Raw genomic sequence first — 6,848 nt, 5'->3', positions numbered from 1 at the left:
CTTCTTGTTCGTTTTCCACCCCCCGGCTTTTGATAACTTTTTCAGCAAACCCTACATAAAATATGTATTGGTGTTCGAGCCATATCCCCGGCAGTCTCTGTGATGAAAAATTTTTGAGACTTAACTTATCAGGTCGATCGCACTTTCGCTGTCGGGTCGAGCCAACGCAAGATTTCCAGCATCAGGCCGTTGAGGTCTCGGTAAAGGCTCTGTTTGACCCATTGTCCCACGGCGTCTAAGGGCGAAAATGCCTCCCCCACTTGCCAGTTTACGTCTTGGGCGATGGGGGTGGTGTGGGTTCCGTTAAGGGTTTGTAACGTCACCATCGAGGAAAATCGCTTCTGTAAAATCTCGTGCAATACCGAGGTTTGGTCGATGTCGTCGTTTTTGAACTGAACGAGGAGATTTCGCCGCACCTGGTATTCTCGGGCGATGAGGTCGTGGGTTTGGTCGGGGGTGGGGGTGAATTCCAGTTCGGTGAGGTTGGAGAGTTGTTCGAGAAAGGGGATCGATCGACGAGCGGGATAGTTATTGTAGGCAATGGAAATATTACCGGCTCGTTCGACGGAAAACAGACTTCCGATGAGGAGATGCAGTTTACATCCCAAGCTGTGACCGACGCTGTAAACCGGGAGATACCGCTTTCGCAGGCGTCCGGTGACGAGGAGGCGATCGAGCGTCGTCTCGAAACTATGTAACGCCGATTGCGCCAAGGCCGCGTGGTCGAGACTGCTACTAACAAACGGCGTGGCAACGACAACGTAACGCTGACGGGCGAGGAATTCGAGGAGAAACCGATAGGTAATTTGGGGCGCTGCCGCGACGAACGCCCCACCGAGAAAATGAACAATACCCCGAGGGTTAGCGGGTAATAACACGGCATTCCCGGTTACGTCTTGCCAGTCAGCAACCCAGTTTGTCATAGTGAGCAGTTTGAAATCTGAAGTCGAGTTAATCTTTCTTTACTTTAACCAAAAGTTTGTAGGGAACGGGGAATGGGGAATGGGGAACGGGGAATAGCTGATAATTTCTCCCCCTCTCAACTCAATTTCCGCCGACGACGACTTGGCGAATTCGCAAACTGGGACCGCCGCAACCGACGGGTAAGCCGTTCTGGCCGCCTTTGCCGCAACCGCCGGACTCGTCCCAATAGAAATCGTCGCCGATGGCTTCGATATCGGCCAGGGTTGTAAAAACGTTGCCCGAAAGGGTCACGTCTCGCACTTTCTCCGCTAACTGGCCGTTGCGAACCATCCAGGCTTCTCCGGCACTGAAGGTAAACATTTCGCCGTTGGTCATGCCGCCGAGCCAGTTTCGGGCGTAAACGCCTTCTTTGATGCCGTCGAACAGGCGATCGATTGGGGTGGTTCCCCGTCCGATCCAGGTATTGGTCATGCGGACGATGGGAGAGTAATGATAGTTCAAACAGCGGGCGTTTCCTGTGGGGGCTTCGTTGAGTTTTCCGGCGGTTTCCCGCGAGTGCAGCCGTCCGACTAATACGCCGTTTTCAATCAGTTGCGTGGTGCTGGCGGGGGTTCCTTCGTCGTCGTAGAAGTAACTGCCGCGATGTCCTTCGGGAGCGGCGCCGTCGAAGATTTGCAAATCGGGGGAGCCGAAACGCCGTCCCAAGGTCATGACTTCTAACAAATCGGGGTTTTCGTAGGCCATATCGGCTTCGGAGAGGTGGCCGAAGGCTTCGTGAACGAACAAGCCGGAGAGGATGGGATCGATGACGACGGTGTAGGTGTTGCCCTGTACGGCGGGAAGTGCCAGGGTATCGACGGCTCGACGGGCGGCGCTTTGTACTTGTTCGTCGAGTTGGGTCATGTCTTCGTAGGCTTTGCGCGATCCGGCGGTTTCTCGCCCGGTTTGGACGGTTTCGCCGTTGCGAGCGGTGGCGGCGAAGCGCATCTCTAAGTCAATCCAGGATTGCTCGATCGCTGTGCCTTCGGAGGTGGCGAGAATCACCCGCTGGGCGCAATCGCTGTAACGGACGGAGGTGGTGGCGATGCGATCGTCGACGCTGCGGAGAATGTCGGTGTAGCGATCGCAGAGGGCTTTTTTCTCGATGAGGGGAACTTGGCGGGGGTCGGTGCCGGTGAGGGGTAATTGACAGACATCCTGCACGATGGGAATGGGGGCTAAGGTGGTTCGATCGATCCCGACTAGCCGCGCGGCGGTGACGGCGTCTTCAACCCGCTGTTGGAGATGGGAGAGGCGGTTAAAGCTGGCAAATCCCCAACCGCCTTTGTAGCAGGCGCGGATTTGACCGCCGATGGAGACTTCTTCGCTGAGGGTTTCGAGTCGATCGGAGCGTCTGAAGATTTCGGTGCGTTCGGATTCTTCGAGGCGGATGGCGAGGTAATCGACGCGATGGCCGTAGCGATCGATTAAGTCGGACAACAGGTTTTGAGGATCGGGGGGTAACGTCGGCATGGGGGGCGTTCTCCTTGCAGGCCAGGTCTCTGAAGGGTCGATCGAGCTGCTTCGCTGTTATCTTTTAACTGTTCTCAACTGTATCATCTTCGGTTGGCTTCTTTGTTGCCAAGGTTGAGGACTTCGCCCGATTCTGGCTAGATTTTTTTAAGATATTTGCTGCGTCAAAATGCTTGATTTTGTGGGTTTTGAAAATATTTATCTTGAGGAGATTTTAGGTTTTTAATTTTGTTGAACTTTAGCGAAATTATCGAGGAGCACGATTGCTTGAGGCTTGTAAAAAGCGAGGTCGATGATTTCAGGCAATTCGTCACCTAGATCGAGGTATTTTAGGGATTTTGCCAAAACTATTTTAGGCGATTGCTTTGCCATCGAAACGCCACTAAAAAACTCAAAAAATCGTGATATATTCTCACTTTTTTTAGGTTGATGCGTTATAGCGATCGCTTTAAATCTAAAACTTAATTCCGTATCGTTCCCCCTTTCCGGCTGCGTGACAGTCGAAGCAAAAATCGAGGTTCTTTTGGATAAATTTCGACGAAAATCGTATGTGTGAGAAATTTTGCCGAGATGAGTTTGCGATCGAGCGCCCTCATCGCGATTTTGGAGTATCTCGGAGGTGATCGCCATGCTCGCCAACCCACAGAAACGCAGGTTTTACGGGGAATGGCGGGTGGGGCGAAGTTCAACCGTATTCTGCGTTATAGTGTCGTTCCCGCGAAACAACTCGCTTCAATCACAAATTTTCTAGGCCTAAATTTAACAATTATTGATAGCTTCAAAGTCTTATTCTCGAGCGTGCAAACTCGATTTCTAATTTCTTCCAGACTCTCGAATATCGCCTCAGTTTCTCGAGTTGTTTTTTCTGTATAAATAAACTTTATTTTTATATAATATATAAAAATATAAAATCATAAATATTTTTGTCAATTTAAGTCAAAAAACAAGAAGCAAAAAATTCAATCTTAACCGGTAATTAACAATTTATTAAACTTTGCAAAACTTACATATACTACAGTCCGAATCAATCGAACGATCGCTGCGATCGCATGCAATTGGTTTTCAAAAAATCAGGGAAACATGAGTAACGTTATCTTCATTCACCCGGACGGCACGAGTCCTTCCCATTTCGGCGCGACCCGTTTCTTAAACTACGGGCCTGACGGACGCTTGTGGTGGGATCGCTTAACCTCATGCGGGTGTCTACCTCGGTCACATGGAAGACCAACTCACCGGTACGTCCAATGCTGGAGCTGTAACCCATGCCACAGGCGTTAAAGCACCCGCCCCATCCTTTGGCTTAGACGCCAACGGCAATTCCATTGTTTCCCTCTCCGCCCTTTCACCGAGTATCGGCGGCCCGGACTTAGGCGTCGCACCGGGAACGACGATTATGGAAGAGGCGATCGCTGCCGGAAAAGCCGGTGCGTTAATTAACTCGGGATTCATCGCCGAACCGGGAACGGGAGCGTTTATTGCCGAGGTCGAGAGCCGTCGCGACACCCAAGAAATTACCCGACAAGTTATCGAATCGGGACTCACCGTTATCCTCGGCGGTGGCGAACGGGATTATCTGCCTGAAGGCGTCCAAGGCGTCCACGGCGTCGGTCAGCGGACGGACGGCTTGAACCTGATCGATCGCGCTGAAGAACTCGGATACACGGTTGTCTACAACCGTCAACAATTACTCACTCTGCCTCCAGACACCGAAAAAGTCTTAGGTATTTTCGCCGAAGGTCAGACCTTTAACGACGAACCCGAAGAAGTTCTGGGATTGAACACGGACAATCCTACACCTCTCTATACGCCGACTGCGCCCACGGTGGGAGAAATGCTTTCGGTTGCCCTACCCATTCTCGAACGCGACCCAGAGGGCTTTTTTGTCGTTCTCGAAGAAGAAGGAACTGACAACTTCGGCAACAACGGGAACGCAATCGGCACCTTAGAAGCGAACAAACGAGCTGACGATGCGATCGGTGTCGCCTACAACTTCGTCCAACAAAACCCCGATACCTTATTGATTACCGCAGCCGACAGCGACGGGGGCGGTTTAGAAGTTATTGGTTTAGACAGCTTCACCGATCCGGTTCCCACTACTCCAGGCGGCGTTCCCCTCGACGGCGTGCGCGGTTCCAACACCGAACCCTTTATCTCGGCCCCTGATATTGATGGTGAATCGTTCCCCTTTGCCATTAGCTGGGTGGAAAATGCGGCGGTTTCAGGGGGATCTCCCGACGTTCCCGGTAGTATTGTCACCAAAGCCTTTGGTTTGAACGCCGAACAGTTGACGCCGACGCTGGACAACACCGAAATCTATCGGTTGATGTATCAGACGCTGTTTGGGGTGCGCTTGCCCAATCCCTTCGACGTGACGGCAACGAATGCGATTTCAGGAACCTCGGAAGCTGAGGATATCTTGGGTTCGTCAGGGGACGATCTCGTTAACGCCGATGCTGGGAACGATCGCGTGTTGACGAGTCGCGGCAACGATACGATCGACGCTGGGGAAGGAGACGATCTGTTGCGCGGGGGACGGGGTAACGACATCCTCATCGGCGGTAATGGCAACGACGTTCTCTGGGGAGATTTGGATACCGATACCCTCCTCGGCGGTGCGGGTGCTGATGTCTTCGTCTTGCGGGGCGACGATTTCGGTTCGGCGACGGGTGCCGACACGATCGCTGACTTTGAAGTGGGAGTCGATACCATCGGCTTAGCCAACGGTTTGACGTTTGAAACGTTGAATATCGTTCAAGGGGCTAATCAAACAATCGTGGCTGCGGTGGGTGAGGAGTTCCAGCCGATCGCCTTGGTGACGGGTGTTGCGGCGGACGCACTGACGGCGGCTTCGTTTACGACAGTTTAAGTCTGGAATGTCAGGGGTGCGATCGCTCTGGGTTGAGGTGGCGATTTACCGGAGCGATCGTTGCCACTTTAGGCGAAAATCTCGGTTAAATCTAATTCAAACTCCGGTAAAACCTCCTCTCCAGACAATTGAGTCGGTGCATCTAAAGTTACCTTGACCCGCGAGAAGGAACCCGCGCTCTACCCGAGAGGGTGAGCGTCGAGATGAATCGCGGTGGACAATTTGCGTTTTTATGGTAAAATCTTTCTATAAAGGGCGAGGGTAGTATGTTCGTTCTCGAGTCCAAACTCTACGGATCTAGCCAGCAATTTACCATCATCGACGAGATGATTCGGACAGCCGGCTTCGTCCGTAATAAGTGTTTGCGCTTGTGGATGGACACCCCAGGAACCGGACAATACGACTTATCAGCTTACTGCAAAGTTCTAGCCAAGGAATTTGAATGGGCGGGAAAACTCAATTCTCAAGCCCGACAAGCCAGCGCCGAACGAGCGTGGAGCGCCATCAAACGCTTCTACGACAACTGTAAGAAGAAAATCCCTGGAAAGAAAGGATATCCTCGTTTCAAGAAATCTCGCTCGGTGGAGTATAAAACCTCGGGTTGGAAGCTTTCGGAAGACCGCCAATCCATCACGTTCACCGACAAGTTCGCAGCGGGAACCTTTCCCATGAGAGGAGCCTTCGATCTTAATTACTACGACGTGGCTCTCATCAAACGAGTTCGAGTCGTTCGTCGGGCTGACGGTTACTACGCTCAGTTTTGCATCCATTGCGACAAGATTAAAACTATAGAACCCTCTGGCAAGGCTATCGGGTTAGATGTGGGCTTAAACCACTTCTACACCGACAGTGACGGACAGACGGTCGAAAATCCTCGACTCTTGAGAAAGTCAGAAAAGGCGCTCAAACGTCTACAGCGACAAGTTTCTCGTAAGAAAAAGGGGTCAAAGAACCGACGAAAAGCCGTCAATCGGCTCGGACGAAAACACCTCAAAGTCCAACGCCAGCGTAAAGATTTCGCCGTCAAACTGGCGAGATGCGTAGTGACATCTAACGATGTCGTGGCGGAATCCCCCCTAACCCCCCTTAATAAGGGGGGAACTAAAGGGGGGATACGAAATCTACTTAAAAACCACAAGTTGGCCAAAAGCATCTCCGATGCGAGTTGGAGATTGTTCTTCGAGTGGCTGGAGTATTACGGGAAAGTGTTCGGCAAGATTGTTGTGGGCATTTCTCCTGAGTACACCTCTCAACGCTGTTCGGCTTGTGGTGAAACGGTTAAGAAAACCCTCAGCCAAAGAACCCATATTTGTTCGTGTGGTTGCGTTCTCGACAGAGACCACAACGCGGCACTGAAGATTTTGGCGAAGGGTTTAGCAGTTATCGGTAGGGGCGGGCAGTCCCGAACCGCTGGACTCGATTCAGAAAACGCCTCTGGAGAGATCGACCTCTGTGCGATAAGTGAGAACTTATCGAGTAAGTTGGCTCGTTGAAAGAGGAACCCCGCACCGTACCCGGAACGGGTCGGTGTCGGGAGGATGTCAGT

At 51.9% G+C, this 6,848-nt stretch carries 5 protein-coding genes; 2 read left to right on the top strand and 3 right to left on the bottom strand.

Annotated elements, in window-relative coordinates:
- Window positions 1–128: 128 nt before the first annotated feature.
- The 3 genes from ACP5D4_RS20400 to ACP5D4_RS20390 all read right to left on the bottom strand — a co-directional run bounded on the left by ACP5D4_RS20400 (window position 129) and on the right by ACP5D4_RS20390 (window position 3,066).
- Window positions 129–923: a DUF1350 family protein gene (locus ACP5D4_RS20400; protein ID WP_428013451.1), complete on the bottom strand. Its 795-nt coding sequence runs from the start codon at window positions 921–923 to the stop codon at window positions 129–131.
- Window positions 924–1,044: 121 nt separating this feature from the next.
- Window positions 1,045–2,436, bottom strand: a complete 1,392-nt coding sequence (locus ACP5D4_RS20395) for a TldD/PmbA family protein (protein WP_428013450.1) — start codon at window positions 2,434–2,436, stop codon at window positions 1,045–1,047.
- A 222-nt stretch (window positions 2,437–2,658) separates the two neighbouring features.
- Window positions 2,659–3,066 (bottom strand): hypothetical protein, encoded by a 408-nt coding sequence (locus tag ACP5D4_RS20390; protein ID WP_428013449.1) that lies wholly within the window; start codon window positions 3,064–3,066, stop codon window positions 2,659–2,661.
- A 586-nt stretch (window positions 3,067–3,652) separates the two neighbouring features.
- Here ACP5D4_RS20390 and ACP5D4_RS20385 point away from each other — a divergent pair.
- Both ACP5D4_RS20385 and ACP5D4_RS20380 read left to right on the top strand, forming a co-directional pair.
- Entirely contained in the window at window positions 3,653–5,302 is a 1,650-nt protein-coding gene (locus ACP5D4_RS20385) for an alkaline phosphatase (RefSeq protein ID WP_428013448.1), read from the top strand.
- Window positions 5,303–5,568: 266 nt separating this feature from the next.
- On the top strand, window positions 5,569–6,795 hold the full coding sequence (locus ACP5D4_RS20380; protein ID WP_428013447.1) for an RNA-guided endonuclease InsQ/TnpB family protein: 1,227 nt from the start codon (window positions 5,569–5,571) through the stop codon (window positions 6,793–6,795).
- Window positions 6,796–6,848: the final 53 nt, after the last annotated feature.

Source organism: Baaleninema sp., from assembly GCF_049974805.1.
Classification (GTDB): Bacteria; Cyanobacteriota; Cyanobacteriia; order Cyanobacteriales; family Geitlerinemataceae; genus Baaleninema.
This window is presented reverse-complemented; position numbering and strand designations above follow the sequence as displayed.

Bases quoted from the DNA above. Each gene is read 5' to 3' on its own strand.
- ACP5D4_RS20400 (WP_428013451.1), bottom strand. From the start codon at position 923: ATGACAAACTGGGTTGCTGACTGGCAAGACGTAACCGGGAATGCCGTG.
- ACP5D4_RS20395 (WP_428013450.1), bottom strand. From the start codon at position 2,436: ATGCCGACGTTACCCCCCGATCCTCAAAACCTGTTGTCCGACTTAATC.
- ACP5D4_RS20390 (WP_428013449.1), bottom strand. From the start codon at position 3,066: ATGGCGATCACCTCCGAGATACTCCAAAATCGCGATGAGGGCGCTCGA.
- ACP5D4_RS20385 (WP_428013448.1), top strand. From the start codon at position 3,653: ATGGAAGACCAACTCACCGGTACGTCCAATGCTGGAGCTGTAACCCAT.
- ACP5D4_RS20380 (WP_428013447.1), top strand. From the start codon at position 5,569: ATGTTCGTTCTCGAGTCCAAACTCTACGGATCTAGCCAGCAATTTACC.